The sequence below is a fragment of the Streptomyces sp. NPDC001634 genome (assembly GCF_040298185.1).
GTDB lineage: Bacteria > Actinomycetota > Actinomycetes > Streptomycetales > Streptomycetaceae > Streptomyces.
In genome coordinates this window covers 62,290-89,280 of record NZ_JBEOZU010000019.1, presented here as the reverse complement: position 1 = coordinate 89,280, position 26,991 = coordinate 62,290, and the positions used below count along the sequence as shown (strand labels likewise).

Sequence of the window (26,991 nt, the reverse complement as noted above, 5' to 3'; positions counted from 1 at the left end):
CCGACATGTCCGCACTGCGCAGCGCCCTCACCCGCTTCATCGCCACCCGGCTGTTCCGCTCCCGCAAGAGCAAGCCGGATGCCTCGATCTACCCCATGTTCTGATCCGCACCGGCCTCGAAGCACTGGAATGGAAGAACCGTGAACCGAGCAGCGTCCCGCACTCTGTACGCCACCGCGGCGGACCCCGAGTGCCCGCCGCCGGGCACCCGGCTGCTGGCCGCGGTGCGCACCGAGATCCGCACGGCGACCGACGGCGGCTCCGCCGAGCCGGCCGCGCTCGCCGCAGTCGCCGCCGACTGGTCGCGGCACACTGCCGGGCGGTTTCGGGCTCTCCTCGGCGCCTGCGACTCCGACGGCGCCCGCGACGCCCTGGTGCGCCGGGCCGCCCTCGGCTGCGCCCCGCTGGCCCTGGTCGCGGGCGCCTGGCTGCAGGGGCTGAGCTCCCCGGCGGGCGCCGAGGATCCCACACTTCTGCGGTTGCTGGCCCGCTACGCCGAGGATGTGGGCGTAAGCCGACCCGCCGCCTCTCGCGGCAGCGCCTACCTGGCCCTGCTGCGGGCCCTGGAGGTAGCCGAGTACGCCTCCTCGGCACCGGGGCTCGCCCACGACCAGCGCATCGACGACGACTCGTTCGAGCTGCCGGCCCGGCTGCTCGTCATGAGCCGGGCACCGGAGGAGTTCCGCGACGAACTCCTCGGCGCCGACGCCTGTGTACGGGCGGTCGGGCTGCTGCCGCCGCTCGCCCTGGTCGAACAGGCACGGCCCGCGGCGGACTGGGGTCGTATCGACCTGACCACGGTGGGTGCCGACTCCTGGCCCGGCGTCGACCGGGACCGCTTCTGCGCCGGTTTCCGCTGGGCCCTCGCCGCCCTCCGGCGATGGGCCGACGACCTGTACGACCGGCTGGACGACACCCGGGACCCGGCCCACGACATGGCCGAGCTGCTGCGGCTGCGGGCGCGGGAAGGTGCCGTGTACCACCACGACTTCCGCCTGGAGGGGCGGCCGCTGGCCGACTGGCTGGCGGAGTGCCGCACCGACCCCCGGCCGCTGCTCGGAGTCCTGGCCCGCAGCAGGCTCGTACGCCCCGGCCGCTCGGCGGCCAGCCCTCTGGTGAACGGTCTCGTCGGTGACCGCGGGGCGATGTTCCGGGTGTTCGCGCCCGAGGAGCTGACGGTGATCCGCCGCTGGATCGACTCCCTCCCCACCGGCACCGCCGCCGACGCCGCGCCCGCCCGCCCCCGTCGCCCCCGCCCGCCCGCGCTGCCTGCCTGGCAGTCACCCGAGGACGAGCGGGGCCGGGAGCCGAAGGACCTGCGCGAGGCGTACTGGCGGCTGCAGAGCCGGACCGACACGCCGGCGCTGCGCGACTGGGCGGCCCGCTACGCGCACGACTGGCTCGGCCGTGCCCGCCGTGGCGTGGACCGCGGCGCCTACCGGCTGCCGGATGCCTGGCCGGCCGAGGGGCTGCGGTCCTGGCTGTCGGAGCAGCACGAGCGGCACGCCGAGGAGTTCACCGCCGACCAGGACACGCCCCTGCCCTCCCGCGAGGTGCTGGTGGAGTCGACCGTCCAGCTCGCCCCGCTCACCATGATCGACGGCGCCTGGCTGCACGGCTTCACCGACTACGCACTCGCCGCCTCCCCGCACGGATTCGCGCTCTTCGAGACGTACTGGGACGAACTCGGCAACGGCGACCCCGGCCTCAACCACCCGCGGATCTACCGTGAGTTGCTGGCCGAGATGGGCGTCGAGCCGCCGCCCGGCGGCTCAGCGGAGTTCGCCGCCTGGCCGCGCTTCGCCGAGGAGTCCTTCGCGCTGCCCGTCTTCTGGCTGTCCGCCGGCCGCTTCCCGCGCACCCTCCAGCCCGAGATCCTCGGGCTCAACCTCGCCATGGAGCTGTCCGGTGTGGGCGGCTCCTACCGCCGGGCCCGGCTGGCACTGCGCCGGCACGGCTTCAGCACCCGCTTCGTGGACATCCACAACACCATCGACAACGTCGCCAGCGGGCACGCCGCCTGGGCCTGCGACGCCGTCGACAGCTGTCTCGCCGCACTGCCGGGCGGGAGCTCAGGTGCCCGCGAGGCCGCCTGGCTCCGGGTCCGCACCGGCTTCCGCTCGCTGTCCCTCGAGCCCGGCGCGGCCGGTTCCCCGGCTCGCCGACTGGTCCGCCGATGGAGGAGAACCGCACATGTCTGACCTGGTGCTGGGCATTTCCGCCTTCTACCACGACAGCGCGGCCGCCCTCGTCGCCGACGGCACGCCCGTCGCCGCGGCGCAGGAGGAGCGGTTCAGCCGACGCCGCCACGACCCGTCCTTCCCCGCCCGCGCCGTGGAGTACTGCCTGCGCGAGGCAGGGGTCGGCCTGGACGACATCGCGGCCGTCGCCTACTACGAGGATCCGGCGCTGAAGTTCCGCAGGGTGCTGGACAGTTACGTCCGCGCAGCCCCCTTCGGCTTCACCGCCTTCGCCGACGGACTGCCCGTGTGGCTCACCCGCAAGCGCCGGGCCACCGACGTGGTGGCCGGCGAGCTGGCCGCGCTGGGGCGCGGCCGGGTCCCCGGGATCCGGGTGCTGCGCCACCACCGGTCGCACGCGGCGTCCGCGTTCCTGCCGAGCCCGTACGAGTCGGCCGCCGTGCTGTGCGTCGACGGCGTGGGGGAATGGGCGACCACCAGCCTGTGGCACGGGCAGGGCGGCCGGCTGACGAACCTGGCCGAGCTGCGCTTCCCGCACTCCCTGGGCCTGCTGTACTCGGCGTTCACGTACTACTGCGGCTTCAAGGTGGACTCCGGCGAGTACAAACTGATGGGGCTCGCCCCCTACGGCCGGCCGCGGTACGCGGACGTGATCCGGGAGAAGCTGATCGACATCAGGCCGGACGGGTCCTTCCGGCTCGACATGCGGTACTTCGAGTTCCTGCGCGGCCTGCGGATGACCGGGCGCGCCTTCGACAAGCTCTTCGGCGGACCCCGCCGCACCCCCGAAGGACCGCTGACGGAGCGGGAGTTCGATCTGGCGGCCTCGGTGCAGCAGGTCACCGAGGAGGTCATGGTCGCTCTCGCGCGCACGGCCCGGGAACGCACCGGCGAGCGCCGGCTGTGCCTGGCCGGCGGGGTGGCGCTGAACTGTGTGGCGAACGGGAAGCTGATCGAGGAGGGCATCTTCGACGAAGTGTGGGTGCAGCCCGCCGCCGGGGACGCCGGGGGCGCGCTCGGTGCCGCGCTCTCCGTGGCCCAGGAGCGCGGGGCGCCGCGTGCCCACCTGGGCAGCGGGCGTGACGCAATGTCCGGGGCGCTGCTCGGGCCGGCCCACCGCGACGAGGAGATCGCCGCGTACCTCGACAGCAGGGGCGTGCCGTACACCCGGCTGGACCCGGACGCGCTGGCGGACCGGGTGGCCAAGGAGCTGGCGTCGGGGAAGATCGTCGGCTGGTTCCAGGGCCGGGCGGAGTTCGGTCCGCGCGCGCTCGGCGCCCGCTCGATCCTGGGCGATCCGCGTGATCCGCGGATGCAGTCCGCCATGAACCTCAAGATCAAGTTCCGGGAGTCGTTCCGCCCGTTCGCGCCCGCGGTGCTCGACGAGGACGCCGGGGACTACTTCGACGTACGCCAGGAGAGCCCGTACATGCTGGTGGTCAGCCAGGTCGCCGGCCGGCAGCGGCTCCAGGTGCCGGCGGACACCGCCGGGGCCACGGGACTCGACCTGCTGAAGGTGGCGCGGTCGACGATTCCGGCGGTGACCCACGTCGACTCCTCCGCACGGGTGCAGACGGTGTCCGCGCACCGCAACGGGCCCTTCCACCGGCTGCTGACCGCCTTCAAGGCCGAGACCGGCTGCCCCGTGCTGGTGAACACGTCCTTCAATGTCCGGGGCGAGCCGATCGTCAACTCCCCGCACGACGCCTACACGTGCTTCATGCGCACGGACATCGACCTCCTCGCCCTCGGCGGCTTCCTCCTGGACAAGTCGGAGCAGCCCGAGTGGCGGGAGGAGGGCGACTGGCGCGAGGCGATCCCGCTCGACTGAGCGATCCCGTCCGGCCCGGGGCCCACTGCCCCACCGGGCGCAGCCCTTCAACACCACCTCCTTCTTCGCGGCAACACCCGAGGAGCACACCATGCCCAGACTTGGCCTTTTTGTTCTGTATTTCCTTGTTGTCACTCCCCTGGGGCTGGCGGCGCGGACGGTCCGTGGTCCGCTCGCCCGGCTCGGGCGACGGCAGCCCACGAGCTACTGGGTGCAGCCATGACCGCCGGGCCGGACATCGTGCGGTACGTCCTCGACGACGGCGTCCGCGACGTACTCGCCAAGGAACTGAACAGCCGGCTCGCCGACGCCGAGCCCCTCGACCCGGATGCCCACGGCGTGATCCTTGCGAGCATCGGGGCGTCGGCCCTGCTCCAGCACCTGCCCGACGAACTGCTCGCGGAACTGGGGAAGTTCACGAGAGGGCACAGCAGCGTCCTGGTCCTGGAGAACCTGCCCCGGTACGACGCCCCGCCCACCCCGGTCGGCGGCTTCACCCCCGAGGCCGCGCTCGCGCCCGTCAACGCCCTCCAGCTGGGCCTGGTCCGGCTGCTCGGGACCACGCCGTTCGCGGTGCCGTACGAGAACCGCGGCCGGGTGATGCGCAATGTGGTGCCCAATCCGGCGGCCGCCGGAACCACCAGCTCATGGGGGTCCGATGCCGAGTTCTTCTGGCACACGGACAATCCGCATCTGCCGTTCGGCGAGCAGGGCCGCGACCCGCGCCCGAACGTCCCGCGCCATCTGACCTTCTACGCGATCCGCAACGACGAGCGCGTCCCCACCGACGTGGTGGGCGTCGACACCGTCCTCGCCCGCCTCACACCCGCCGCCCGCGAGGCCCTGGCCCGGCCCGAGTTCGAGATCGGTGCCCCCGCCTCCGTGGAGACCGGGGCACAGCCCGCCCTGCGCGGAGCCGTCCTGGAGCACGACGGTGCCGCCCCGCGGATGCGCTACGACCACGGCACCACCCGCGGCCTGACCGCCCGAGCCGCCGCCGCGCTCGACGAACTCACCGCGGCTCTGCGGACGGACGACGCCGAGCGGTTCGTACTGCGGCCCGGCGACTTCCTTCTCTTCGACAACTACCGCGTGCTGCACCGGCGCCGGGCCTTCACCCCCCGCCCGGCCGCCACCGCGCGCTGGCTGCGTCGCTGCTACGCGAGCTGACGAGCGCGCCCCGGTCCACCAACCGCCCTGCCAACCGACGGGAGAACCGAGATGTCAGGCCCCACCCATGGGAACACCCCGACCTACCGAGTAGCGGTCGTCGGCGGCCGCCCCGCACCCATCGCCGGCGCCCGCGAGCTCGGCATCGACGTGGTGCTCGTGCACGAGGAGGGGGCGTACGACCCCGGTATCGCGGAGCACTGCGAACGCATCGTGCACGCGCCGATCGCCGACGGCCCCGCGATCCTCGAAGTGCTGCGCCCGCTGCACGAGGAGCGCCCCTTCGACCGGGTCCTGACCACCACCGAGCCCGCCGCCGAGTCCACCGGTCATGTCGTCGACGCCCTCGGCCTGCCGGGGGTCGGCGAGGAGACCGCCCGGGCCCTGAAGGACAAGGCGCTGACCCGGGAGCTGCTCGCCAAGCACGGACTGAGCCCGGTGCGCCACCGGGTGGTGCACAGCGCCGAGGAGGCTGCCGGGTTCCAGCGGGAGGTGGCCGGGCGGATCGTGCTCAAGCCGGTCGACGGCGTCGCGAGCCTGCACATCCACCCGGCCGGTGACCCCGAGGAGGCCGTGCGGGCCTGGTATGCCCTGGCCGCGGCCGGGTTCGACGCCCCGCTCGCCGAGGAGTACCTGGAGGGACCTGTCGTCAGCGTGGACTCCTTCTCCTACGCCGGCCGGCACGTCCCCATCGGCTACTCCGAGTACCGGATGAACGAGCGGTACGTCGAGTGGGAGGTCAGCACCCCGAGCACGGCCGCCGCCGCCCACCTCGACGAACTGCGCGCCCTGACCGTGCAGTTGCTCGACGCGGTCGGGCTCACCGAGGGCCCCTCGCACAGCGAGTTCGTCCTCACCCCCAACGGGCCCCGCGTGCTGGAGTCGCACGCCCGGCTGGCCGGCAGCGGTGCGCCGGAGCTGGTGCGGCGCGCCTTCGGGGCGGACCTGAACCGCTGGTTCCTGACGGTGCCGCTGGGCATCGACCAGCTGCCCGAGTCCTCCCCCGAGCCCATCGGCGGCGCGGCCGTGCGCTTCTTCACCCCCGAACCGGGCCGTGTGCGGTCCGTGGAGGCCGGCTCCGACGTGCCGGCCGTCGTGCGCCACGTCCCGGCGGGCGAGACCCCACTGGTCTTCCTGCCGTACCTCGACGACTTCCGGGACGAGCAGGCGGCCGCGGTCGTCGCCAAGAGCCCCGGGGACGTCGTGCCCGAGCTGCTCACCGTCGCCGACTGCACCTCCGGCTACGCCATCGCCTCCGCGGACTCCCGCGAGGCGGCGGTGGAGCGCTGCGAACGGATCAACGACGCCATCGACTTCCGTACCGAGTGACGCGGTTACCCCGACCGAGGAGGAGAGTTGGACACCACCCAGAACACCCTCAGCGCGGCTGCGCTCCTGAAGAGCGCCCGCACCGCCGTGGAGCAGAGCTATCCCTGCGACGACTCATTGGCCAGGGCGGCGCTGCACCTCATCGAGTGCGCCACGGACGTCGTGGTGCGCCTGCCCGACCGTGATCTGGACTCCGCGCGGGACGTGCTGGGCCTGGCCCGGGCCGCCGTGGTGACGGCGACCGTCGCGGTACGCGAGATCCATGACCAGAAACGGAGTGAGCCGGTCCGTACGCCCGGACCCGGAAGGGTGGTGTGCGGACTCGACCGGTAGATCCACAGCGCCCCGCATCCGTGCGGCGCGCCGACTTGCGCACAGCGAATGCCCCGTCGCCGGGCAGCGGTTTCCCAGCCGCCGGCGGCGGGGCTTTGCTGCGTATGCAGGAAGGTACCGGCAAAGGATTCTCACCTGCGCACTGCACAAGTGTGACCTTACTGCGGAGCTGTCGCCCCCGAAGAATGGACATTGCGAGCGGGAGAGCCGCTCGAAAAACCCCACAGGGAAAGAGGAATGAAATGCTCCGCACGATCTCCCTTCAGACGGTTGTCGCCAACGCCCGCGGTCTGCGCACCACCCTGGTCGCCGTCGCCGCCGCCGGTGTCCTCGCCGCCGCAGCCGTCCCCGCGGTCGCCACGGTGGCCGGCACCCCCGCCACCACGACGGTCGTCGCGGGTGACACGCCCGACGACCACGGCTGGGACTGACCCAGCCCGATCCGCCATCCAAGCGACAACGAGCCAGGTCAACGAAGGGAAGAGCAATGACGATCAGCCCGGCGATCGAGACCGGAACCGAGGACAGCACGGTCTTCGGACCGGAGATCGAACTGCGCAGCGAGATCACCGTCGAGCTCGTCGATCACACCGCGTCCGACATCGGCGTCGTCCGCGCGGCACGCGTGTCCACGGCCGGCGAGGATGCGCACCGCGAGGAACGCGGCGACGAATACATCGGGGGCCTCATCCGATATCTCATGCGCAGCCGGCACGGCAGTCCTTTCGAGCACAACTCCATGACTTTCCTGGTGCACGCGCCGATTTTCACGATCCGGCACATGATGCGGCACCGAATGTGGTCCTTCAACGAGGAAAGCGCCCGCTACAAAGACCTGAAGAACGTCTTTTACGTGCCCGACCGCGACCGTGCACTGAAGCAGATCGGCAAGCCCGGCCACTACCAGTACGTACCGGGCGACGAGCAGGACTACGAGCTGGTGAGCACGGCCACGAGTGAGGCCTATCGCTCGGCATTCCGCGAATACCAGAAGATGCTCGACGCCGGAATCGCCCGCGAACTGGCCCGCGTGGTACTGCCGGTGGCGACGTACTCCACCGTCTACGCCACCTGCAACGCCCGCTCGCTGATGCACTTCCTGGGGCTGCGCACCCACCGCACCGACGCCGCCTACATCTCGCACCCGCAGCGGGAGATCGAGGTCGTGGCCGAGCAGATGGAGGCGGAGTTCGCGCGCCTGATGCCGCTGACCCACGCGGCGTTCGAGAAGTTCGGCCGGGTCAGCCCCTGACCGGAGGGGGATCCCTGCCGTGCGTATCACCGTCTACGCGGGGTCGGCCCTCGGCAACCGGCCGGCCTACCGAGAAGCAGCGGCCATGTTCGCCAAGGAACTGGTCGCGGAAGGCCACGAGATCGTCTACGGCGGCGGAGCGGCGGGCCTCATGGGCGTCGTCGCCGACTCCGCCCTGGCGGCCGGCGGACGAGTCACCGGAGTCATCCCGACCCATCTCGTCGACGCCGAGGTCGCCCATCCGGGCCTGACCGAACTGCATGTCGTCGACACCATGCACCAGCGCAAGCAGCTCATGGCCGACCTGGCGGACGCGTTCGTCGCGCTGCCGGGCGGGGTGGGCACCGCCGAGGAAATCCTCGAAGTCTGGGCCTGGCTGGTCCTCGGCACGCACCAGAAGCCCGTCACGCTGCTGAACGTCGAGGGCTACTGGGACCGCCTCCTGCGGATGGTCTGCCGCATGTCCGCCAGTGGATTCCTGCGCGAGCAGGAGCTCGGCACCCTCGCGCCCGTCGCGGACGCGGCCGAGTTCCTCCGCCTCGTGCGGGACTGGGAGGCCCCGCCCCCTCGCTGGGGCTGAACCGAGCGCCCCAGGTGCTTGGGGCCGAACCAAGCGCCCCAGGTACTGGGGCCGAACCGAGCGCCCCCGGGGCTGGGGCCGACCGAAACCCCCTCGCCAGGGTTGAATCGAGAGTAGGAGCGATGTCGCTACTGAATGTGGAGAGCGCGGTCGAGGAGGCCGCACAGATCACTGTGGTGGAGGGTTACGTCCCGGTGATCGACCTGAGTTCGGCGCGGTCGTCGGCCGCGGCGGACCGGCAGCTCGGCGCCGTGATCGACGAGGTCTGCCGCACCAGCGGATTCCTGGTGATCGTCGGTCACGGCGTGCGACAGGACACCATCGCGGAGATGTACCGGGCCACCCGTGAGTTCTTCGCGCTGCCGGCCGAGGCCAAGTCGAAGCTGCTGGCGGACCCCGCCGACCCGCTGATGCGCGGCTTCGGCCGCAAGGGCAGCCTGGCCGCCTCCAACGCGGACGCCGAGGTGGAGTACGAGCGCAAGCTGCCCGACGTCTCCGAGACCTTCACCATCAACCGGCTCGGCGAGCCCGACGGGGCCGGCCGGCTGCCGGCCGACGCCGACCCGGCGCTGGCGACCCCGAACCGCTGGCCCGAACTGCCCGGCTTCGCCGAGGCCTACCGGTCCTACTACGCGGCCATGGAGGTGCTGGCCGCCGACATCATGCGGCTGTTCGCGCTCGCCCTCGACCTGCCGGAGAACTGGTTCGAGGACAAGATCGACCGGCATATGACGAACCTGACCGCGAACTACTACCCGCGGCAGACCGAGCCGCCCGCCCCGGGCCAGTTGCGCAAGGGCATCCACAGCGACTGGGGCAGCCTGACGATCCTCTACCAGGACGACGGCCCGGGTGGCCTGCAGGTCCTCGACAAGAACGGCGAGTGGCTCGACGTCCCTTACATCGAGGGCTCGTTCGTGGTCAACATCGGCGACCTGATGGCGATCTGGACCAACAACCGCTGGGTGAGCACGGTCCACCGGGTCATCAACCCGCCCAGGGAACTGGCAGACAAAGAGCGCTACTCGGTGCCGTTCTTCCACCAACCGGCCTACGATGCGTTGATCGAGTGTATTCCCACCTGCACCGGGCCGGACAACCCTCCGAGGCACGCATCGGTACGTTCCGGCGACTACATCGTCGGCAAATTCAGCAGGGCCTACGGCGGTTGACGGTGCACCCCACAGACCGCCTTGAGGAAGAACCGGCGAGAGCAAGGTGAGATGACGTGGCCAGAGCAGCTCTGCTCCTCGGCGCCGAGAACACGGCCGCCGAGTGCATAGTGCGGGCGGCGCAGCAGCTCGACGTGGGCGTGCATGTCGCGACGCACCGGGAGTTGTACGCGCGGTGCCGTCCGCAGATGCGCAGGGAGCTGAGCGGTGTGGTGTTCACCGACTTCCGCTCCGCGGATCAGGCCGTCGACCAACTCGCCGAGTACTGCGCCCGGGAGGGCATCGAAGCGGTGGCGGTCAGCGGGGGGCGCTTCTCCCCGCTGGCCGCGGCCCTCGCGGTCCGGCTGGGCGTGCCGGGGCACTCCGCCGGCCGGGCCCCGGCCGCGCGGAACAAGTGGCACATGGCCCAGGCGCTGCAGCGGCACGGGGTGCCCGGCGCGCGCACCGTGGCGCTGGTCTCGCCCGAGGCCGCCCAGCAGCGACTGGAGGCGGCCGGGCTGGACTACCCCGTCGTGGTCAAGCCCGTGGAGAACACGGGATCGGTGGGGGTGAGCGTGGTACGCGGCCCGGACGAGCTGCGGTCCGCCGTCCGCCGGGCGCTGAACCGCTGTACGGACACGACGTACGGCCTCGCCTTCGACGCGGTGGCCCTGGTCCAGGAGTACCTGGAGGGCCCCGAGTACAGCGTGGTGAGCGTGCTGCACCAGGGCAACTGCACCCACCTTGCCCTGACCCGGAAGTACATGACGGACGGCCGGGAGCGGGAGGAGACCGGTCACACCGTGCCGACCGACCTGGACGAGCGGACGGCGGCTCGCACGGCCGCCACCGTGGCCACCGGCCTCACGGCGCTCGGTCTGCGGGACGGGATCGCGCACACCGACCTCAAGCTCACCGCGGACGGCCCGGTACTCATCGAGATCGGCGCCGGCCCGCCGGACGGCGCCGTACTGGAGGCGATCAAGCACGCCACCGGGATCGACCTGGCCCGGGCGTATGTGCAGACCGTCCTCGGCGAGGTGCCGCAGCCGCAGCACAAGCGCTCCGGTGCCGCCGCGCTGCGCTACATCAACACGGCGGCGCACGGCACCTTCCGCGGGCTGACGGGCCTCCGCCTGAACCCGCACCTCGCCGCGGTGCGCTCCTACGTCGACCCGGGCGACCTGGTCGGTGGCGCCGAGGTGAAGCACACCCGGGTGGGCCATGTGATCGTCGTGGCCGAGGAACCGGCCGAGGCCGACCGGCGTGCTGCGGCCGTGATGGTTTCGGTGGCCTGCGACGTGGAGGCCTGAGCCCCGGGTGCCGGCGCCTGAGCCCAGCAGCGGCCCAACCGTTCATATTCGTACACCAGTTCGTGGCCGCCGCGATGCGGCATGACCGAGAACCGGAGAAATCCCATGAAAGGTAAGGAAGTTCCGGCAAGAAGAGGGCTCGGCCTGGGCTGGCGGCTGCACGGCGACGGCCGGGCGCCCCGGCCCGGGGCCGCCGTGCTGCCGCACGAACGCCTCTCCTGGCCCCGCACCCTGGGTCTGGGGGCCCAGCACGTGGTGGCGATGTTCGGTGCGACCTTCGTCTTCCCCGTGGTGATGGGGCTCGACCCGAACCTGGCCATCATGATGTCCGGCGTCGCGACCGTGCTGTTCCTGCTCGTCGTGCAGGGCCGGGTGCCCAGCTATCTGGGTACCAGCGCGTCCTTCGTCGGCGGCGTGGCCGCCATCCGGGCGGCGGGCGGCAGCACGGCCACCGTCACCGGCGCGATCCTGGTGGCGGGCCTGGTCCTCGCGGTCGTCGGCCTGCTTGTCCACCGCCTCGGACCGGGCCTGGTCAACCGGCTGTTCCCGCCGGTCGTGGCCGGCGCCGTGGTGCTGCTGATCGGTCTCAGCCTGGCCCCGGTGGTGGCCGACATCTACTGGCCGCAGGACCAGTGGACCGCACTCGCGACCATGTGCGTGGTCATCGCGGCGGGCGTACTGCTGCGCGGCTTCTGGAGCCGGCTCGCCGTGTTCGTCGGGCTGGTCTTCGGCTACGTCCTGTCCTGGGGCCTGGACCGGGTCCTCGGCCCGATCACCGCGCCCGGCCCGGACGGCAAGGTCACCACGCACGCACGCGTGCAGCTGGAGTCGGTCGCGTCGGCCGACTGGTTCGGGCTGCCCTCCCTGCACGCACCGTCGTTCAGCGCCTCCGCGGCCCTGCTCGTGCTGCCCGGCGTGATCGCACTGATCGCGGAGAACGCCGGGCACGTCAAGGCGGTGGGCGAGATGACCGGGGAGAACCTCGACCCGGTGCTCGGCCGCGCGGTGCTCGGCGACGGTCTGGCGACCGCGGTCTCGGCGGCGGTCGGGGGCCCGCCCACGACGACGTACGCGGAGAACATCGGCGTGATGGCGGCGACCCGTGTCTACTCGACCGCCGCGTACTGGGCGGCCGCCGGCGCCGCGCTGGCCTTCGGGCTCTGCCCCAAGTTCGGCGCGCTCGTCGCGGCCACGCCCGGCGGGGTGCTGGGCGGCATCACCGTGGTGCTGTACGGGATGATCGGGCTGCTCGGCGCCAAGATCTGGATCAAGGCGAAGGTGGACTTCGCGGACCCGGTGAACCTGGTCCCCATCGCCGCGGGCTCGGTCCTCGGCATCGGCGGCGTCAAGATCACCCTGGGTGACTTCTCCATCAGCGGCATCGCGCTGGGCACGGTGGTGACACTGCTGGGCCACCACGTGCTCGCAGCGGGGCGCCGGGCCGGCGAGGAGGTGCAGGAGCCCGCACAGGGGGCGGCCGTGGCAGAGGTCGGTGCGCCGCTTCCGGTGGAGCAGCAGCACCAGGCTACGGAGCCGACCGCTGCCTGACGGAACGTGAGTCCCGGCAGGGCCGCGAGCATCCCCCGCTCGCGGCCCTGCCCGCATGTCTCCTCACCTCGAGGCGGATCGGCGGTCACGCCTCGCGGCCTCCCGGGTGGTCACGCCTCGGGAACCTCGCCGCCTTCCTCGGCCGCGCCCGCCGCCAGCATGCCCAGCCGGTAGCCGAGCTGGAACCTGGTCTCGGCCTTGAGCTCGGACTTCAGCTTGGCCAGATGTGTGGCATAGGCCCGGGTGCTCAGCCCGATCCGCTTCGCGATAGCGCTGTCGCTGTCGCCGTGGATCAGGCAGCGGATGATGGTCTCCCGCAGCACACCGCTGATGTGGCTGGACTCGTTCGGTGTCCGGGAGCCCTGGAACGGCTTCGCCCGCAGCCAGTTGCGCTCGAACACCGCGACCAGGAACCGTACGACGGCCGGCTCGCGGATGATCACGGCCTGGTCGCGCTCGTTGTCGGCCGGGATGAACGCCAGGCTGCGGTCGATGACGATGAGCCGGTCGAAGAGCTCGTCCATGGTGCGCACCTGGGCGCCAAGAGCCGTCATCTCGGCCACGTACTGCCTGGTCGGGCCGTCGTGCCAGGCTGTGTGCTGGTACAGCGTGCGCACCTCCACACCGCGCCCGAGCAGCTCGGCCGTCTGTCTGCGCACCTTCTCCAGCGTGTCCTTGGGCCGCCCGCCGCCGGGCTGCGCGGTGAACAGCTCCTTGGTGGCCTGCTGCACGGACTCGTTGACGATCGCGCTGATCGCGGCCTTGCCCTCGATACGGACGATGGGTTCGCCGTCCTGCGGCCCCGGGCCCTGGCGCGACTCGACGATCAGGGGCCGCAGCAGGTCGGTCAGATTGCGTGCCTCGTCCAGCATGGTCAGCGCGGTGGAGCGCAGCAGGGCGCCGAGGCGGGCCTCCACGACGCCGGGGTCGACCACGCTCAACTGCTCGGGCGCGGAGGCGTCCTGGCTGACCATACCCATCGCGAGGAGTTCGGCGAGCGTGCCCTCGTCGAGCTCGGGACCGTCCTGCCGAATCGTTTCAGTACAGCTGCCGGACTGGCTCTGCAATTCCTTCCGGAGCAGCTCGACATAGGTCGTGCGCGCCTTGGTGCTGGGTATGGGGACCACAGACTTGCTCATCGCCAACTCCGGTGTGAGGTCGAGTGATCGCACAGAGCCGCCAGATTCTAACCGTTCCCTCCTGTGCGAGTGCGGACAATCGCGCAGCGTGATGATCCGACGGTCGTGATCTGGCCGTGCCGGACGCGTCAGCCCGTTTCGGACGACGACCGGCCGGTTCGCGCGTCGTCCCCCGCCCCGCCCTCCAGCGGCAGTCCCAGCCGCCAGGCCCGGTAGCCGGCCTGGAACCTGCTCTCCGCCTCCAGTTCGCCGGTGATGTCCCGAAGATGACGGCGCAGGGTGCGCGGGGCCATGCCCAGACGGCGGGCGATCACATCGTCCTTGAGCCCGGCCGCCATCAGGCGCAGGATGGTGAGCTTCAAGTCGTCGGCGGACAGCCGGTCCTGGACGCTCTCGCCCTGCTCGGTGAGCCGCCCGCCGTTCGCCTCCCCGGGGTCGAACGGCCGGCCGGACCTCCACAGTGTCTCGAACATCCGGTACAGGAACTCCACGACGGTCGGGTCGGTGACGATCGACGCGCCCTGGGGGCGGCCGTCGACGCGCGGCTGCGGGACGAACGCGGTCTCCCGGTCGAAGATGATGACGCGGTCGAACACCTCGGCCGTGGTGCGGATCTGCGCGCCTGCCGCCGACACCGCGCGCACATACGTCTGCGTCGCCAGGCTCGCGCGCGCCGTGTGCTGGTACAGCGTTCGCAACCGCACGCCCCGCTCCAGCATCGCGACGCTCTCCGCGACGATCCCGTGCAGCGTGTTCGGGCTGCGGCCACCGCCCGGCTGGATGCTGACCATCTCCTCGGTGCACAGCCGGGTCATCGCCGAAAGCTCCCGCCGCACGTCCGCGACACTGTCCACCAGCCGCACCCCCTCGGTCCTGCGCCCGCTGCGGGAGTGCTCGGCGTAAAGGGCAGCGAGCGGCCGGAGTTGGGTGTGCAGACGGCTCAACTCCCGCTGCCGTTCCCGTATCTCGCGCTCCAGAGGCGCCCGCGCCGTCATCTCGGCCACCGTGGGATCCACTGGCGTCCACGCGTCCGCCTCGCCGGCCCCCTGAAGCAGGCCGAGCCGCAGAAGGTCGTCGAGGGCTATGCTCAACTCCTTCTCGGTCAGGCCCAGTTCGGCGGCGGCGATGGCGGTGTCGCGGAGGGTGCCGTGGCGCAGGGCCCATTCGTAGAGGAGAAGCGCACCCGGCTGAAGGGCCGGTGCCGGCCCCCGCTGCTGTGTCCCTGAACGCTCCATCGTCGGCTTCCTCTTCCGGTCAGGCCACCTTGGGCCACCGATTATCTCTCTGCTCGGCGCTGGAACGCTGCCAGAATCTTCCTACCGCGCTGTACGAATCGGCACGACTGTGTGGCCGTGGCTCCCCGAAAGGGTGAAGGATGCGCCGAATCGCTTTCTTGCGATCCATCGAGATTCAGCAGACCAAGCCTTATCTCAAAAGCCTTGAGTCAAGGCTCGAACGGGAGGGAATCGAGGCCAGACTCTTTTACACGGACGGCGATTGCGGACCGGACGATTTCCCGGGTACGGCTCAGAAGGTGCCCGGCGACATCACGCCCGCGGAACTCGCGAAGAAGGTGATCGACTGGGCCGCCGACGGAGTGGTGTCGCTGTCCATCGCGGATGAGAACGCCCTGCGTGACGCGGTGGTGAAGCGGATCCTGGAGACCGTCGGCATTCCGATGGTCGGCCACAGTCTGGCCGCCGTGCACGTCGGTTCCAACAAGTGGGACACGAAGGGGCTGCTGAAGGAGTACGGGTTCGACATACCCGGCGGCATCCTTGTCGACAGCGATGTACTGGCCGGCCGTGGACTGCATATCCCCGCCTATGTCGACTCCATTCTGATGCAGGTCGCCGACCTCGGTTATCCGGTGATCAGCAAGCCGCTTTGGGATTGCATGGGCGCCGGCATGGTGGCGATATCCGACGAGGCCGAACTGCAGCAGCATCTGGCCCGGCCGCACGACGGGAATTTCATTCTGGAGCAGTGCGTCTCCGGGGAGATCTGCTCGGTGGAAGTGGTGGGCGCCCGCGGCGTCCACGTGGTGCAGCCCCTCGTGTGGCAGGGGCCGGCGGAGGCCGGCCCGGTGTTCAACTTCGGCCGGCTGCGCTACGCGACCCCGCGCCCCGAGCACGACAAGGCGTTCGCCCCTGTGGCCGAGAAGCTCCAGGAGCTGTGCCGCGGGCTGGATCTGGAGGGCGCCATCGGGATCGACATGATCTACGAGGACGGACGCTACAAGGTCCTGGAGATCAACCCCAGGGTCACCGGCACCACGACGCCGTGCATCGCCGCCTCCGGCTTCAACACCTACGACTGCCTGCTGTCGATCCTGGACGGCAGCTGGCCCGCGCCGTCGGTGGAGACCGTGGCCCCCGTGCAGCAGGTGTGCCTGCAGTTCCCGATCCACGATCCCACGCCGGAGTTCATCCGCGACGCCACGCGCGAACTGGACGTCGTGCGCACCCAGACGCTCACCATCGACGGCGTACAGCACCCCAACATCATCATCACCTGCGAGCTCGACGACCGGCCCGAACTGCCCGCGAAGCTCGCCTCGCTGTGGCGGCGGCACCGGTTCACCGACAAGGCGTTCCTCACGCAGATCGCGGTGGCCGTCGGGGCCGCCCCGCCCGACCCGAAGCTCCTGGAGCAGTGACATGGGCATGAAAAAGTATCGAAAAGTGCTGGCCCACCCGGGCATCGGGTCACTGATGCTCCTCGGCCTGTTCTCCAAGATCGCCGTGGTGGCGTTTCCCGTGGTCCTGAACCTCGCCGTCGTCCTCGGCCTGGGGCGCGGGTTCGGCGCCGCCGGTCTGGTGATCACGGCCTGGACGGTGGGCGTCGGCATCGGCGGCCCCGTCCAGGGCCGCATGATGGACCGCTACGGCGCCCGCCCGGTGCTGCTGGTCTCGGTTCTCGCCCAGATGCTGTTCTGGGGCTTCGGACCGGAGATGCCGTACGAGGTGCTGGTCGTCAGCGCGGTCGCCGTCGGGCTGCTCAACCTGCCCGGCTTCGCCCTGGTACGGCTGCGGCTGGCGGTGGCGATCCCGGACGAGGACCGCAACACGGCCTTCGCGCTGGACGCCATGACCTCCAACATCTCGTACATGGTGGGCCCCGCGCTCGGCGTCACCGTCGCCACCTCCGTCTCCAGCGCGGCCTCCATGCGGGGACTCGGCGTGATCGTCAGCCTTGCCGGGCTGGGACTCGCACTGCTCAACCCCGCGGTGCGGGCCACCACTTCGGAGCCGGCCGCCGGCACCCGGCCGTCGCGGACGAGGTTCCGGGACTGGTTCACGCCCGCTCTGCTGCCCGTGCTCGCGGCGACCACGGCCACGACCCTGGCCACCGCCGGGTACGAGTCGGCCATCGTCGGCGGTCTGCGGCACTCGGGGCAGGTGGAGTTCTCCGGTGTGGTCCTGACCGTCTGTGGATTCTGCTCGCTGATCGGCGCCCTCGTCTACGGCACCGTCAAGCGCCCGCCCGGCTTCGCCGTCATCGCCGGCCTGGTCGGCCTCACCACCGTCGTCGGCGGCTTCGCGACCGGCGACTGGCGGCTGCTCTGCCTGGCCATGGCACTCCCGGCGGCCCTGTGCTCGCCCGCCTTCGCCTCCACCGGCAGCGCCGCCAGCTCCCTCGCCCCGGACGGGGCCCGCGGAGTGGTCATGGGCTGCTACAGCGCCGCCCTCACCGTCGGCAACAGCGTGGGCCCCGCGCTGTCCGGAGCGGTCCAGGACTCGGCGGGCCCCCGATGGGCCTTCGTGGTGATCGGCCTGGCCGGCGCCGCCCTGTCCGCCCTCGCCCTCACCGGACACCTGTGGCTGGGCCGCAGGCCCGCGGCAGCCGCGCAGGAACCGGACCGGGCCCTGGCCGACGCGACGGCGTGACTCCGGGCGGCCGTACGGCTGCCCGGCACACCTCACGACACCCCTGACTTCAGCAAGGAGCACTGGATGAGCACCAAGGGTTACGTTGTCCTCGTCGACGCCTTCGGCACGGCACGGTTCTTCCCGCCGGAGTTCCGCAAGGCCGGTTACGAATGCGTACGCGTGCAGAGCACGACCGAGCCACCAGCGGCCTTCGCCGCCTCACTCGACCCGTCACTCTACGTGGACAACATCGTCCACACCGGGGACTTCGACGAGACGGTGCGCGCGGTGAGCGCCTACGAGCCGGTGGCCGTCATGGCCGGCCACGAGTTCGGCGTCGAGTTCGCCGACCGGCTCAGCGAGGCGATGGGCCTGCCCACCAACGGCACCGCCCTCAGCAAGGCGCGCCGCGACAAGTTCACGATGATCGAGACGATCAAGGCGGCGGGGCTGCGCGGCGCCCGCCAGCTGCTCGCCACCAGCGCCGAGGAGCTGGAGGCCTGGCACCGCGAACACGGCGGCCGCGTGGTCGTCAAGCCCCTCAAGAGCGCCGGCAACGACGGCATCCGGTTCTGCGACACCCCGCAGGACAGCGCCGCCGCGTTCCGCGAACTCACCGGTGCCGACAACCTGTTCTCACAGCGCAACGAGGGCGTCGTCGCCCAGGAGTACCTCTACGGCGGCGAGTTCATGGTCAACACCGTCAGCCGGGACGGCCGCCACCACGTCACCGACATCATCGCCACCACCCGTATCTCGGTGAACGGCGTGCACGACATCAGCAACTCCGTCTATCTGCTGCCCCGTCACGGCGATGCCCAGGACCGGCTGGCTTCCTACGCGCTGCGTGTCCTGGACGCCCTCGGTGTGCGGCACGGTCCCGCCCACATCGAGCTGAAGCTCACCCCCGAGGGGCCGGTGCTGATCGAGATGGGCGCCCGGATCTGCGGAGGCGACCTGCCGTACTACGTCCGCCATGCCACCGGCGAGTCCCCGTTCGACTGGACCGTCGACGCGTACGTGCGGCCCGAGCGCTTCCACGAGCGCCACGACCGGGACTACACGATCAAGCAGCACTTCGCCTCCGTCGGCCTGGTCTCTCCGACGACCGGGCGGCTCGCCGGGCTGCGCCACATCGACGAGATCAAGAAGCTGGAGAGCTTCTACGACTTCTCGCAGTTCGTCCCCGCAGGAGGCGAACTGGTCCCCACCACCGACGACATGACGTACGTGGGCTTCGTGCGGCTCTTCCACGAGATGGAGGAGGTCGTGATGCGCGACATCGGCACCATCCACTACCTCGACGGCGAGGGCATGTACGAACTGGCCGGGGAGCACTGAGCCATGACGGACAACGCCCTCACCGACGACGGCTCCGCGCCGCCCCACATCGTCGTCATCAACCGCTGGCGCGAGCAGTACGCGCGCTACGCCGAGTACGTCGACCACGGCACGCACCACGTCTCGTACATCACCACCGAGGTGGGCCTGCCTGCCGTACCGGAGACCGCCGTCGACGTCGTACTGGTCGAGCGCACCGACGACCTGGACGCCGTACGCGCCGCGACCCGGCTGCTGGCCGCGCGGCACGGCCGGCCGCGGGGGATCGTGACGCTCAAGGAGGACGACCTCCTGGTCGCGGCGGCGCTGCGCGAGGAGTGGGACTGCCCGGGTCCGCGCACCGCGTTCCTGGAGCCGTTCCGGGACAAGTTCCTGATGGCCACGGCCGTGGCCGAAACCGGCGTGGAGGTACCGGACTTCGCCCTCGCCCCCGACGCGCGGACCGTTGTGGAGTTCGGCCGGGCGCACGGCTGGCCGCTCGTCGTGAAGCCGACGCGGGGCAGTTGCAGCGAGGGCGTGGTACGCCTCGACGGCCCCGCGGACGTACCCCGCCTGGACTTCACCGGCGAGCCGCTGCTCGTCCAGCGCTTCCAGGCGGGCCGGATCTACCACGTCGACGGCGTCTTCACCGGTGAGGAACTGCTGCACTGGACCGCGTCCCGGTATGTCAACACATGCCTGGGCTTCCGGTCGGGCAGCTTCCTCGGCTCGGTGGAGGAGGACGACGAGACCGTCCTCGCGGCCATCGGCGTGAGCGCGGTGCGCTGTCTGCGGGCGCTCACCGGCGAGGCGACCGTCTTCCACCTGGAAGTGTTCGTGGACATGGTCTCGGGACAGCCGCACGTCAGCTTCCTGGAGGTCGGGGCGCGGGTCGGCGGCGCCGAGATCGCCTTCGTCTGGCGGGAGGTCCACGGCTACGACCTGATGAACGCGGCCTTCCAGCTCCAGCTCGAACGCCCCCTGCCGCCCGGCGCGCCCAAGCCGGACCGCGAACTCGGCGGCTACCTGCTGATCCCGGCCCCGGCCGCGCGCCCCTGCCGCATCACGGAGGTGACGCCGATGACGGGCCGCACCCCCGGCCCGTACGCCGAGGCGCTGCTCGGCGAGGGGGAGGTGCTGCCACTCGCGGATGCGTACTACGAGCATGTCGGCGGCCGGTTCCGCTTCCGCGGGCGAAGCAGCCGGGAGGTGGAGGCCGCGCTGAAGGCGACGGCCACCGGGTTCCGGGTGGCGGCGGTGCCGGTGGGGCCTGCTGCGGTGACCGAGCCCGTGGCTGTCGCGGACATGGTCGCTGCATGAGGCCGCCCCGGCCCAGGGCACGATCACCGTCATCCGGCCGGACCCCGGCCACGACCCGAAAGGCGCGAAGCCCATGCAGTCCATGACCGAAGAGCAGTGGCGGTCGTTCGTGCTCGCCGACACCCGTACGGCGAAGCTGGCGACCCATCGCAAGGACGGACGACCGCACGTCACCCCGGTGTGGTTCCTCCTGGACGACACCGCGGACGGCGCGACCCAGGTCGTGTTCACGACCTGGCACGCCTCGCTCAAGGCCAAGGCACTGCTGCGGGACCCCCGCTTCGCCCTGTGCGTGGACGACCAGGAGCCGCCGTACGGCTATGTGATGCTCGACTGCACGGCACAGCTCACGGAGGACCCCAAGGAGCTGCGCCACTGGGCCACCCGCATAGGCGCCCGCTACATGGGCGAGGCCCTGGCCGAGCAGTACGGAGCACGCAATTCGGTGCCCGGGGAGTATCTGGTGCGGGCGACCGTGCGGAATGTCATCGCGTACAGCGGGATCGCGGAGTAGCCGCGGTGACCGTGTGCCCCGCAGGCCCGAGGTCTGCGGGGCACACGGCGTTTCCGGCGCCGGTCAGCGGGGCGAGGGTCCCGGCCAGATGGCCGATGCGTCGTCGCGGCCGGGGTCGGGCAGACGGATCGGGCGGACCGGGACCGTGCGGGGGCGGCCCTCGGTGACGGCCGTCCAGGGGGCGGGGTGGCCGGAGTAGCACAGCGTGGTCAGGACGAAGACTCCGTCTGCATAGACCTCGACGTACTCGCCGATGGTGAGAATGCGCAACGTCGCGGCCGGTTCGGTCAGGACCGTGTCGCCAAGCCGGTCTCCGTCGAGGCCGGTGACCCAGAGGTTCTTGCCGTCGCAGCCGACGGCGAGGGCGGGCCGTTCGCCCCCGGGGGTTTCGGTGCGCAGGGTGATCTCGACCCGGCCGGAGATGTCGAGGTCGCCGACCGCATGCAGCGCGGGCCGGTCGGTCTCCTCGTCGAGCCAGGCGTCCAGACCGGGCCACCATTGCAGGCGGGGCGCGCCGTCCGCGGGCGTGACCAGGAGTTTCGGCTGGGCCAGCATGCCGCGGCAGCGGTCGCCCGAGTCGGTGAGGCCGACGCGGCGGGGGGTCGTGTGCAGGACGACCCGGGAGCCGTCGGGCGCGGGAATGACCCGGGGGGCGTAGGAGCCGGTCGGGCCGAGGGGGCCGCGGCGGGTCCAGGGTCCGCGCAGACGGGGTGCGGTCCATGCCTCGAAGCCGCGGGTGGCGCCGATGGAACCGAGCAGCAACCAGCTGCCGTCGTCGAGGCGTTCCAGGACCGGGCACTCCAGCTCGTCCACGTCGCCCGGTGAGACGAGCGGCGGGTGCACGGTCCAGTGCTCCAGGTCGTCGGAGGTGGCCCAGGCGACACAACCGCTGACCTCGACCGGGAGCGACGCGTCACTGGCGCAGACGAGCATCACCCAGCCGTCCGACTCGTCGTCGGGTACGACGAACGGGTCGCGCCAGCCCATGCGTTCACCGGTGCGGTACCAGCGGGCGTCCGCCTCGACGACGGGCCCGGTGCCGTGCCGGCGCCAGCCGGTGCCGTCGGTGCGGTCGGAGTACGCCAGCCCGACGGACTGCAGCGGCCAGCCGTCCGGGGTGAGACCGAAGACCCCGGTGTAGAACATCGCCGTTCCGTCGCCGTGCCGGACGGGGTGCATGGTCCAGACGGCCTGCTGGTCGAAGCGGCCGGGCAGGCCGTTGCCGAAGGCGGTGCCCTGGGGCTGCCAGTGGACCAGGTCGGCGGAGGTGGCCCGGCCGTACGAGGTCTCCATCCTCAGGTGGTCGAACTCGGCCGTCCACGGGCCCTGGAGATGCAGCACCGCATAGGTGCCGTCGTCGTCGCGCAGCAGAGCGAAGTCGTTCACGCACAGGCCGGGTGGGGCGTATCGCATGCACAGTTCCCGTCGGATCGCAGCGCTCAAACGCATGCGCTGACCATTGACGCTGAAGGTCTCTCTTGAGAATCGGCCCCAGTAAAACTGAACGCAAACGCTTGCGCAACAACGAGGGCGGGTTTACGGTCGCGTCACCCACAGATCACACCGACGTGAAACCGACGGGAGGAAGTGCACCGTGACGGTCAGCATCACCGACGTCGCCCGGGCCGCCGGGGTCTCCGCATCCACCGTGTCCCGCGCGCTGCGGGGCCAGCCAGGTGTCTCGGACGAGGTGCGCGGACAGATCGCGGCCGTCGCCGCCCGGCTCGGCTACACGGCCTCGCGCTCGGCGTCGAGCCTGGCCAGCGGTCGCACCTTCACCATAGGGGTCGTCGCCCCGTACATCGGCCGCTGGTTCTTCGGCACCGTGCTGGACGCCGCCGAGAAGGTGTTCAGCGCCGCCGGCTACGACGTCCTGCTGTACAACCTGGGCTCAGCGGAGGCACGCAAGCGCTTCTTCACCAAGCTGCCGGTACGCAAGCGGGTGGACGCGGTGCTCTCGCTGCTGATCCCCGACGAGGAGGAGGCCGCCGCGCTGCGCTCGCTCGGGGTACCGCTGGCCACCACCGTCGGCGGCGCCAGGGAGGGGTTCACCGTGGTCGGTATCGACGACCACGCCGGGGCCGAGAGCGCCGTACGGCATCTGGTGAACCTCGGCCACCGCCGGATCGGGATGATCTCCGGGGCCAGCGAGCCGCTGCACTGGACCACCCCTGTCGCCCGCCGCCAGGCCTATCTGGACGTGCTGGCCGACGCGGGCATCGCGCACGACCCGGCGCTGGAGGCGGACGGCGGCTACACGGTCGAGGGCGGCGAGCGCGCCATGACCGAGCTGCTGGCCGCCTCCCGCCCGCCGACCGCGGTGTTCGCCCAGTCCGACGAGATGGCGATGGGTGCGCTGCGCGCCCTGCGCAGGCACCGGCTGAAGGTGCCGGACGACGTGTCCGTCGTCGGCTTCGACGACCACGAACTCGCCGAGGTGATCGGGCTGACCACCGTCGCACAGCCGGTCCCCGGGCAGGGCGCCGAGGCCGCCCGGCTGCTGCTGCGGCAGCTCGACGAACCGGATGCCGAGCAGCCGGGCCATGTGCAGATGCCGATCCGCCTGGTCCTGCGCGAGACGACCGCTCCGCCCAGGCCCCGCGGACCGCAGTGACCCGAGGTCCCGAGAGACCTCAGGTCCCGAGAGACCTCAGTGACCTCAGGTCCCGAGAGACCTCAGCAACCCAGACACCCCGGTAGTCCCAGGTCCCAGAACCCCGCACCCCTACGCCCGGAAGTACCCCGCACCCCCACGCCCGGAAGCACCCCGTAGTTCGAACCCTCACCCCAGCACGGAGGCACCCACCATGACCGCCGGAAACAGAAGGTACCGCCGCACGGCCTGTACGGGCCTGGCCCTCGCTCTGCCCCTGGCCGCCCTGGCCGCGTGCGGCGGCTCGGGCAGCGGCAGCGACGCCTCCGCCGAGGCCGGCAGTGGCAAGGGCACCATCAGCGTCTGGGCCCACCAGGGCCAGAAGAGCGAGGACACCGCACTGCAGAACGCGGTGAAGTCCTTCAACTCCTCCCAGAGCACGATCAAGGTCGAGCTGAAGCTGATACCCGGCAACGACTACACCAAGACCATCACCGCCACCGACGCCTCCAAGCTGCCGGACGTGATGGAGTTCGACGGCCCGACCATGGCGAACTTCGTCTACAACAAGAAGCTCGCCCCGATCGACTCCTACGTCTCCGCGGGGACCCTGGACAACGCCACCCCCGCGAACAAGAAGCAGGGCGAGATCGGCGGCAAGCACTACGGCCTGGGCATGTACGACTCCGGCCTCGGCATCTACGGCAACAAGAAGTTGCTGGACGCCGCCGGGATCAAGTACCCCAAGGGCCTGTCCGACGACTGGACGGCCGCACAGTTCACCGACGCGCTCAAGGCGCTCAAGGCCAAGGACTCCGACGGCAAGGTCCTCGACCTGCAGGAGGGCAACGGCCTCGCCACCGAGTGGGGCACCTACGGCTTCTCCCCCGTCGTCTGGTCCGCGGGCGGCTCCCTGCTGAAGAACGGCAAGGCGGCAGGCGCCCTCGACACCCCGGCGGTGGTCTCGGCACTGAAGACCTTCCAGTCCTGGAAGCCCTACGTCGACCCCAACACCGACGGCAACGCCTTCACCAAGGGCCGGGTGGCGCTCAGCTGGGTCGGCCACTGGATGTACCCCGCCTACAGCCAGGCCCTCGGCAAGAACCTGGTCGTCCTGCCGCTGCCCGACTTCGGCAACGGCCCCAAGACCGGCCAGGGCTCCTGGGCCTGGGGCATCGGCGCGAACACCAAGAACGGCAAGGCCGCCGGCGCGTTCCTCGACTACCTCCTGAACGACACCAACGTCACCGCGATGACGACGGCCAACGGCGCCCCGCCCGCCACCACGTCCGCGCTCGCCAAGAGCCCCCTCTACAAGCAGGGCGGTCCGCTCCAGCTCTTCGCCGACCAGCTCGCCAAGCCGTGCGGCGACAGCGACATCGCCAAGTCCTGCGTCGCCACCACCCGCCCGGTCACGGCCGGATACCCCACGGTCACCGCCAAGTTCAGCGAGGCCCTCAACTCCGTCTACGGCGGCGCCGACCCGAAGGAAGCCCTCGCCAAGGCCGCCCGCGCCATCGACCAGGACTTCTCCGACAACGCCGGCTACAAGATCCCGTAGGACGCATCGGTGGGGCGGGCGCACCGATGTGCCGCCCGCCCCACCGGGAACAGGACCCCCCGTGAAAACCGTGGAATCCGCGCACGCCGCGCCCCCCGGCCGGGAGCAGGCCCCACCCGTGACGGCCCCGAAACCCGTGCGGCCGGCCCGCAAGAACCGCGACTGGGTGCACGGACTGCTGATGTCCGCACCCGCCCTGGCCGGCCTCATCGCCTTCGTCGGCGTCCCGTTCGTCTACGCCGTCGTGCTCTCCTTCTACAACGTGCGCCTCGGCTCCCCGCTGGCGCCCACCTTCTTCGGTCTGGAGCAGTACCGGCGCCTGTTCACCGACCCCGATCTGTCCGGCCCGTTCCTCAGGTCCCTGCTGAACAACCTGACGTTCGCCGTGGTCGTCGTCCCCCTGCAGACCGGTCTCGCCCTGGCCCTGGCAATCCTGCTCAACCGCAAACTCAAGGCGATCGGCCTGTTCCGGTCCCTGTTCTTCCTGCCGGTCGTCTTCCCCATGACGCTGGTCGCCGTCATCTGGCGGCTCATCCTCGCCCGCAGCGACCAGGGCATGCTCAACTCCGCACTGCACGCGGTGAGCTTCGGCAACTGGGGCGCCTTCGACTGGCTGGGCTCCGCCGCCACCGCGATGGCCTCGATCATCGTGCTGTCCGTCTGGCAGGGCGTCGGCTTCCAGATGGTCATCCTGCTGGCCGGCCTCCAGCAGATCCCCGACGAGCTCTACGAGGCCGCCCAGCTCGACCGCGCCTCCCGCCTGCAGCAGTTCCGCCATGTCACCCTGCCCGGCATCCGCGGCACCCTCGTCTTCGTCGCCATGCTCACCTCGGTGCTCTCCTTCCGCGTCTTCGACCAGGTCTACGTCCTCATCCGCGGCGGCGGCCTCCACGAGGACGCGACCCGCACCGTGATGTACCAGGCCGTCACCACCGCCTTCGACCAGAACAACATCGGCCAGGCGTCCGCGATCACCGTCGTCTTCTTCCTGATCGTCGTCGCCCTGACCATCGTCCAGCGCCGCGTCGTCCGGCCTGACAACGAGGACTGACCCATGGCCACGACCCGCGCACCGCTGCGCCGCTTCGCCGACTACGCCGTCCTCGGCGTCCTGGCGTTCGTCTTCGTCCTGCCCGTCCTGTACCTGTTCCTGGGCAGCTTCAAGCCGTCCGACGAGGTGCTGAACGGCCTGTCCGGCTTCCTGCCCACCCACCTCACCCTCGACAACTACACCCACGTCCTGAGCAGCCTCGACTCCGACAGCACCGGCTACTTCCGGCGCTTCATGGGTGTCTCACTGCTGGTCGCGTTCGTGGTGGTGACCGGCGGCCTGTTCGTCAACTCGATGGCGGCGTACGGGCTGTCACGGCTGAAGTGGCGGGGCCGGGAAGCGGTCTTCACGCTCGTCCTGCTGCTGATGCTGGTGCCGTTCGAGTCGGTGGCCGTGCCGCTGTTCTACCTGTTCAACGACCAGCGCAACACCCTCTACATCCAGGCGATCCCCTTCATCGCCAACGCCTTCTCCGTCTACCAGTTCCACACGTTCTTCCGGAAGATCCCGCCGAGCATCGAGGAGGCGGCCAGGCTGGACGGCGCGGGCCCCTGGCGCACCTTCTTCGCGATCATCGTCCCGATGTCCAAGCCGGTGTTCGCCTCGGTCGCCATCCTCACCTTCCTCACCCAGTGGGGCTCGTTCCTGTGGCCCGTCCTGATGGTCTCCGACCCCTCGGTCCGCCCTCTCCCCCTGGAAATGAGCGTCTTCCAGGGCCAGCAGCCCCCGGACTGGGGCCAGATCCTCGCCTTCGGCGTCCTCCTCGTCCTGCCCGTCCTGGTCGTCTTCGCCTTCTTCCAGCGCTGGTTCGTCCAGGGTGTCGCCAGCTCCGCCGTCAAGGGCTGAGCCTGCTGTCCGGGAGGGCGTGAACCAGGGCCTGTTCTGAGTTCCGCATCGTCCGCGCGGAGCGCAG

Annotated in this window: 23 protein-coding genes; 20 read left to right on the top strand and 3 right to left on the bottom strand. The window is 70.9% G+C overall.

Features of this window, described 5'->3' with window-relative positions:
- The first annotated feature begins 140 nt into the window (after nt 1-140).
- From ABT186_RS15075 to ABT186_RS15025, 11 genes are all read left to right on the top strand, one after another.
- The gene (locus ABT186_RS15075; protein ID WP_351925331.1) at nt 141-2,201 is read left to right on the top strand and encodes an iron-containing redox enzyme family protein; all 2,061 of its coding nucleotides are present in this window, start codon (nt 141-143) and stop codon (nt 2,199-2,201) included.
- The gene (locus tag ABT186_RS15070; protein WP_351222782.1) at nt 2,194-4,032 is read left to right on the top strand and encodes a carbamoyltransferase family protein; all 1,839 of its coding nucleotides are present in this window, start codon (nt 2,194-2,196) and stop codon (nt 4,030-4,032) included. Before ABT186_RS15075 ends, ABT186_RS15070 begins: the two co-directional genes overlap by 8 nt.
- A 219-nt stretch (nt 4,033-4,251) precedes the next feature.
- A complete protein-coding gene (locus ABT186_RS15065) occupies nt 4,252-5,202 on the top strand; it encodes a TauD/TfdA family dioxygenase (RefSeq protein ID WP_351925329.1) in 951 nt (316 codons plus the stop codon).
- Between the two features lie 51 nt (nt 5,203-5,253).
- Nucleotides 5,254-6,531, top strand: coding sequence for a biotin carboxylase (locus tag ABT186_RS15060; protein ID WP_351222778.1), 1,278 nt, complete (start codon nt 5,254-5,256; stop codon nt 6,529-6,531).
- 27 nt (nt 6,532-6,558) lie between these two features.
- The gene (locus tag ABT186_RS15055) at nt 6,559-6,864 is read left to right on the top strand and encodes a hypothetical protein (protein WP_351222776.1); all 306 of its coding nucleotides are present in this window, start codon (nt 6,559-6,561) and stop codon (nt 6,862-6,864) included.
- A gap of 242 nt (nt 6,865-7,106) precedes the next feature.
- Entirely contained in the window at nt 7,107-7,295 is a 189-nt protein-coding gene (locus tag ABT186_RS15050; protein WP_351222774.1) for a hypothetical protein, read from the top strand.
- Nucleotides 7,296-7,351: 56 nt separating this feature from the next.
- Nucleotides 7,352-8,116, top strand: a complete 765-nt coding sequence (thyX, locus tag ABT186_RS15045) for an FAD-dependent thymidylate synthase (protein WP_351222772.1) — start codon at nt 7,352-7,354, stop codon at nt 8,114-8,116.
- 19 nt (nt 8,117-8,135) lie between these two features.
- Nucleotides 8,136-8,696 (top strand): LOG family protein, encoded by a 561-nt coding sequence (locus tag ABT186_RS15040; protein WP_351222770.1) that lies wholly within the window; start codon nt 8,136-8,138, stop codon nt 8,694-8,696.
- A 122-nt stretch (nt 8,697-8,818) separates the two neighbouring features.
- Nucleotides 8,819-9,868: an isopenicillin N synthase family dioxygenase gene (locus ABT186_RS15035; RefSeq protein WP_351925327.1), complete on the top strand. Its 1,050-nt coding sequence runs from the start codon at nt 8,819-8,821 to the stop codon at nt 9,866-9,868.
- A 56-nt stretch (nt 9,869-9,924) separates the two neighbouring features.
- Nucleotides 9,925-11,160 carry an ATP-grasp domain-containing protein gene (locus ABT186_RS15030; RefSeq protein WP_351222766.1) on the top strand — a complete coding sequence of 412 codons (1,236 nt, stop codon included), beginning with the start codon at nt 9,925-9,927 and terminating at the stop codon, nt 11,158-11,160.
- A gap of 105 nt (nt 11,161-11,265) precedes the next feature.
- A complete protein-coding gene (locus ABT186_RS15025; RefSeq protein WP_351925325.1) occupies nt 11,266-12,708 on the top strand; it encodes a uracil-xanthine permease family protein in 1,443 nt (480 codons plus the stop codon).
- A 110-nt stretch (nt 12,709-12,818) separates the two neighbouring features.
- On the opposite strand, the gene ABT186_RS15020 is transcribed toward ABT186_RS15025, so the two are convergent.
- A complete protein-coding gene (locus ABT186_RS15020) occupies nt 12,819-13,847 on the bottom strand; it encodes a LuxR family transcriptional regulator (protein WP_351222762.1) in 1,029 nt (342 codons plus the stop codon).
- A 128-nt stretch (nt 13,848-13,975) separates the two neighbouring features.
- Nucleotides 13,976-15,082 carry a helix-turn-helix transcriptional regulator gene (locus ABT186_RS15015; RefSeq protein WP_351222760.1) on the bottom strand — a complete coding sequence of 369 codons (1,107 nt, stop codon included), beginning with the start codon at nt 15,080-15,082 and terminating at the stop codon, nt 13,976-13,978.
- Between the two features lie 299 nt (nt 15,083-15,381).
- On the opposite strand from ABT186_RS15015, the gene ABT186_RS15010 reads away from it, so the two are divergent.
- From ABT186_RS15010 to ABT186_RS14990, 5 genes are all read left to right on the top strand, one after another.
- Nucleotides 15,382-16,506, top strand: a complete 1,125-nt coding sequence (locus ABT186_RS15010; RefSeq protein WP_351925323.1) for an ATP-grasp domain-containing protein — start codon at nt 15,382-15,384, stop codon at nt 16,504-16,506.
- 7 nt (nt 16,507-16,513) lie between these two features.
- The gene (locus ABT186_RS15005) at nt 16,514-17,737 is read left to right on the top strand and encodes an MFS transporter (RefSeq protein WP_351925321.1); all 1,224 of its coding nucleotides are present in this window, start codon (nt 16,514-16,516) and stop codon (nt 17,735-17,737) included.
- 66 nt (nt 17,738-17,803) lie between these two features.
- Entirely contained in the window at nt 17,804-19,060 is a 1,257-nt protein-coding gene (locus ABT186_RS15000; protein WP_351925319.1) for an ATP-grasp domain-containing protein, read from the top strand.
- A 3-nt stretch (nt 19,061-19,063) separates the two neighbouring features.
- Nucleotides 19,064-20,359, top strand: coding sequence for an ATP-grasp domain-containing protein (locus tag ABT186_RS14995; RefSeq protein ID WP_351925317.1), 1,296 nt, complete (start codon nt 19,064-19,066; stop codon nt 20,357-20,359).
- A gap of 82 nt (nt 20,360-20,441) precedes the next feature.
- On the top strand, nt 20,442-20,873 hold the full coding sequence (locus ABT186_RS14990) for a PPOX class F420-dependent oxidoreductase (RefSeq protein WP_351925379.1): 432 nt from the start codon (nt 20,442-20,444) through the stop codon (nt 20,871-20,873).
- A gap of 63 nt (nt 20,874-20,936) precedes the next feature.
- Here ABT186_RS14990 and ABT186_RS14985 read toward each other — a convergent pair whose 3' ends face one another.
- Nucleotides 20,937-22,286 (bottom strand): glycoside hydrolase family protein, encoded by a 1,350-nt coding sequence (locus tag ABT186_RS14985; protein WP_351925314.1) that lies wholly within the window; start codon nt 22,284-22,286, stop codon nt 20,937-20,939.
- 181 nt (nt 22,287-22,467) lie between these two features.
- On the opposite strand from ABT186_RS14985, the gene ABT186_RS14980 reads away from it, so the two are divergent.
- From ABT186_RS14980 to ABT186_RS14965, 4 genes are all read left to right on the top strand, one after another.
- Entirely contained in the window at nt 22,468-23,487 is a 1,020-nt protein-coding gene (locus ABT186_RS14980) for a LacI family DNA-binding transcriptional regulator (protein ID WP_351925312.1), read from the top strand.
- 193 nt (nt 23,488-23,680) lie between these two features.
- The gene (locus ABT186_RS14975; protein ID WP_351925310.1) at nt 23,681-25,027 is read left to right on the top strand and encodes an ABC transporter substrate-binding protein; all 1,347 of its coding nucleotides are present in this window, start codon (nt 23,681-23,683) and stop codon (nt 25,025-25,027) included.
- Nucleotides 25,028-25,088: 61 nt separating this feature from the next.
- Nucleotides 25,089-26,078, top strand: coding sequence for a carbohydrate ABC transporter permease (locus ABT186_RS14970; protein WP_351228757.1), 990 nt, complete (start codon nt 25,089-25,091; stop codon nt 26,076-26,078).
- A 3-nt stretch (nt 26,079-26,081) separates the two neighbouring features.
- A complete protein-coding gene (locus ABT186_RS14965) occupies nt 26,082-26,924 on the top strand; it encodes a carbohydrate ABC transporter permease (protein WP_351228755.1) in 843 nt (280 codons plus the stop codon).
- Nucleotides 26,925-26,991 lie beyond the last annotated feature (67 nt).

Coding starts and splice junctions, on each gene's coding strand:
- ABT186_RS15070 (WP_351222782.1), top strand. CDS start 2,194: ATGTCTGACCTGGTGCTGGGCATTTCCGCCTTCTACCACGACAGCGCG.
- ABT186_RS15065 (WP_351925329.1), top strand. CDS start 4,252: ATGACCGCCGGGCCGGACATCGTGCGGTACGTCCTCGACGACGGCGTC.
- ABT186_RS15060 (WP_351222778.1), top strand. CDS start 5,254: ATGTCAGGCCCCACCCATGGGAACACCCCGACCTACCGAGTAGCGGTC.
- ABT186_RS15050 (WP_351222774.1), top strand. CDS start 7,107: ATGCTCCGCACGATCTCCCTTCAGACGGTTGTCGCCAACGCCCGCGGT.
- thyX (WP_351222772.1), top strand. CDS start 7,352: ATGACGATCAGCCCGGCGATCGAGACCGGAACCGAGGACAGCACGGTC.
- ABT186_RS15035 (WP_351925327.1), top strand. CDS start 8,819: ATGTCGCTACTGAATGTGGAGAGCGCGGTCGAGGAGGCCGCACAGATC.
- ABT186_RS15025 (WP_351925325.1), top strand. CDS start 11,266: ATGAAAGGTAAGGAAGTTCCGGCAAGAAGAGGGCTCGGCCTGGGCTGG.
- ABT186_RS15020 (WP_351222762.1), bottom strand. CDS start 13,847: ATGAGCAAGTCTGTGGTCCCCATACCCAGCACCAAGGCGCGCACGACC.
- ABT186_RS15015 (WP_351222760.1), bottom strand. CDS start 15,082: ATGGAGCGTTCAGGGACACAGCAGCGGGGGCCGGCACCGGCCCTTCAG.
- ABT186_RS15005 (WP_351925321.1), top strand. CDS start 16,514: ATGAAAAAGTATCGAAAAGTGCTGGCCCACCCGGGCATCGGGTCACTG.
- ABT186_RS15000 (WP_351925319.1), top strand. CDS start 17,804: ATGAGCACCAAGGGTTACGTTGTCCTCGTCGACGCCTTCGGCACGGCA.
- ABT186_RS14995 (WP_351925317.1), top strand. CDS start 19,064: ATGACGGACAACGCCCTCACCGACGACGGCTCCGCGCCGCCCCACATC.
- ABT186_RS14990 (WP_351925379.1), top strand. CDS start 20,442: ATGACCGAAGAGCAGTGGCGGTCGTTCGTGCTCGCCGACACCCGTACG.
- ABT186_RS14985 (WP_351925314.1), bottom strand. CDS start 22,286: ATGCGATACGCCCCACCCGGCCTGTGCGTGAACGACTTCGCTCTGCTG.
- ABT186_RS14975 (WP_351925310.1), top strand. CDS start 23,681: ATGACCGCCGGAAACAGAAGGTACCGCCGCACGGCCTGTACGGGCCTG.
- ABT186_RS14965 (WP_351228755.1), top strand. CDS start 26,082: ATGGCCACGACCCGCGCACCGCTGCGCCGCTTCGCCGACTACGCCGTC.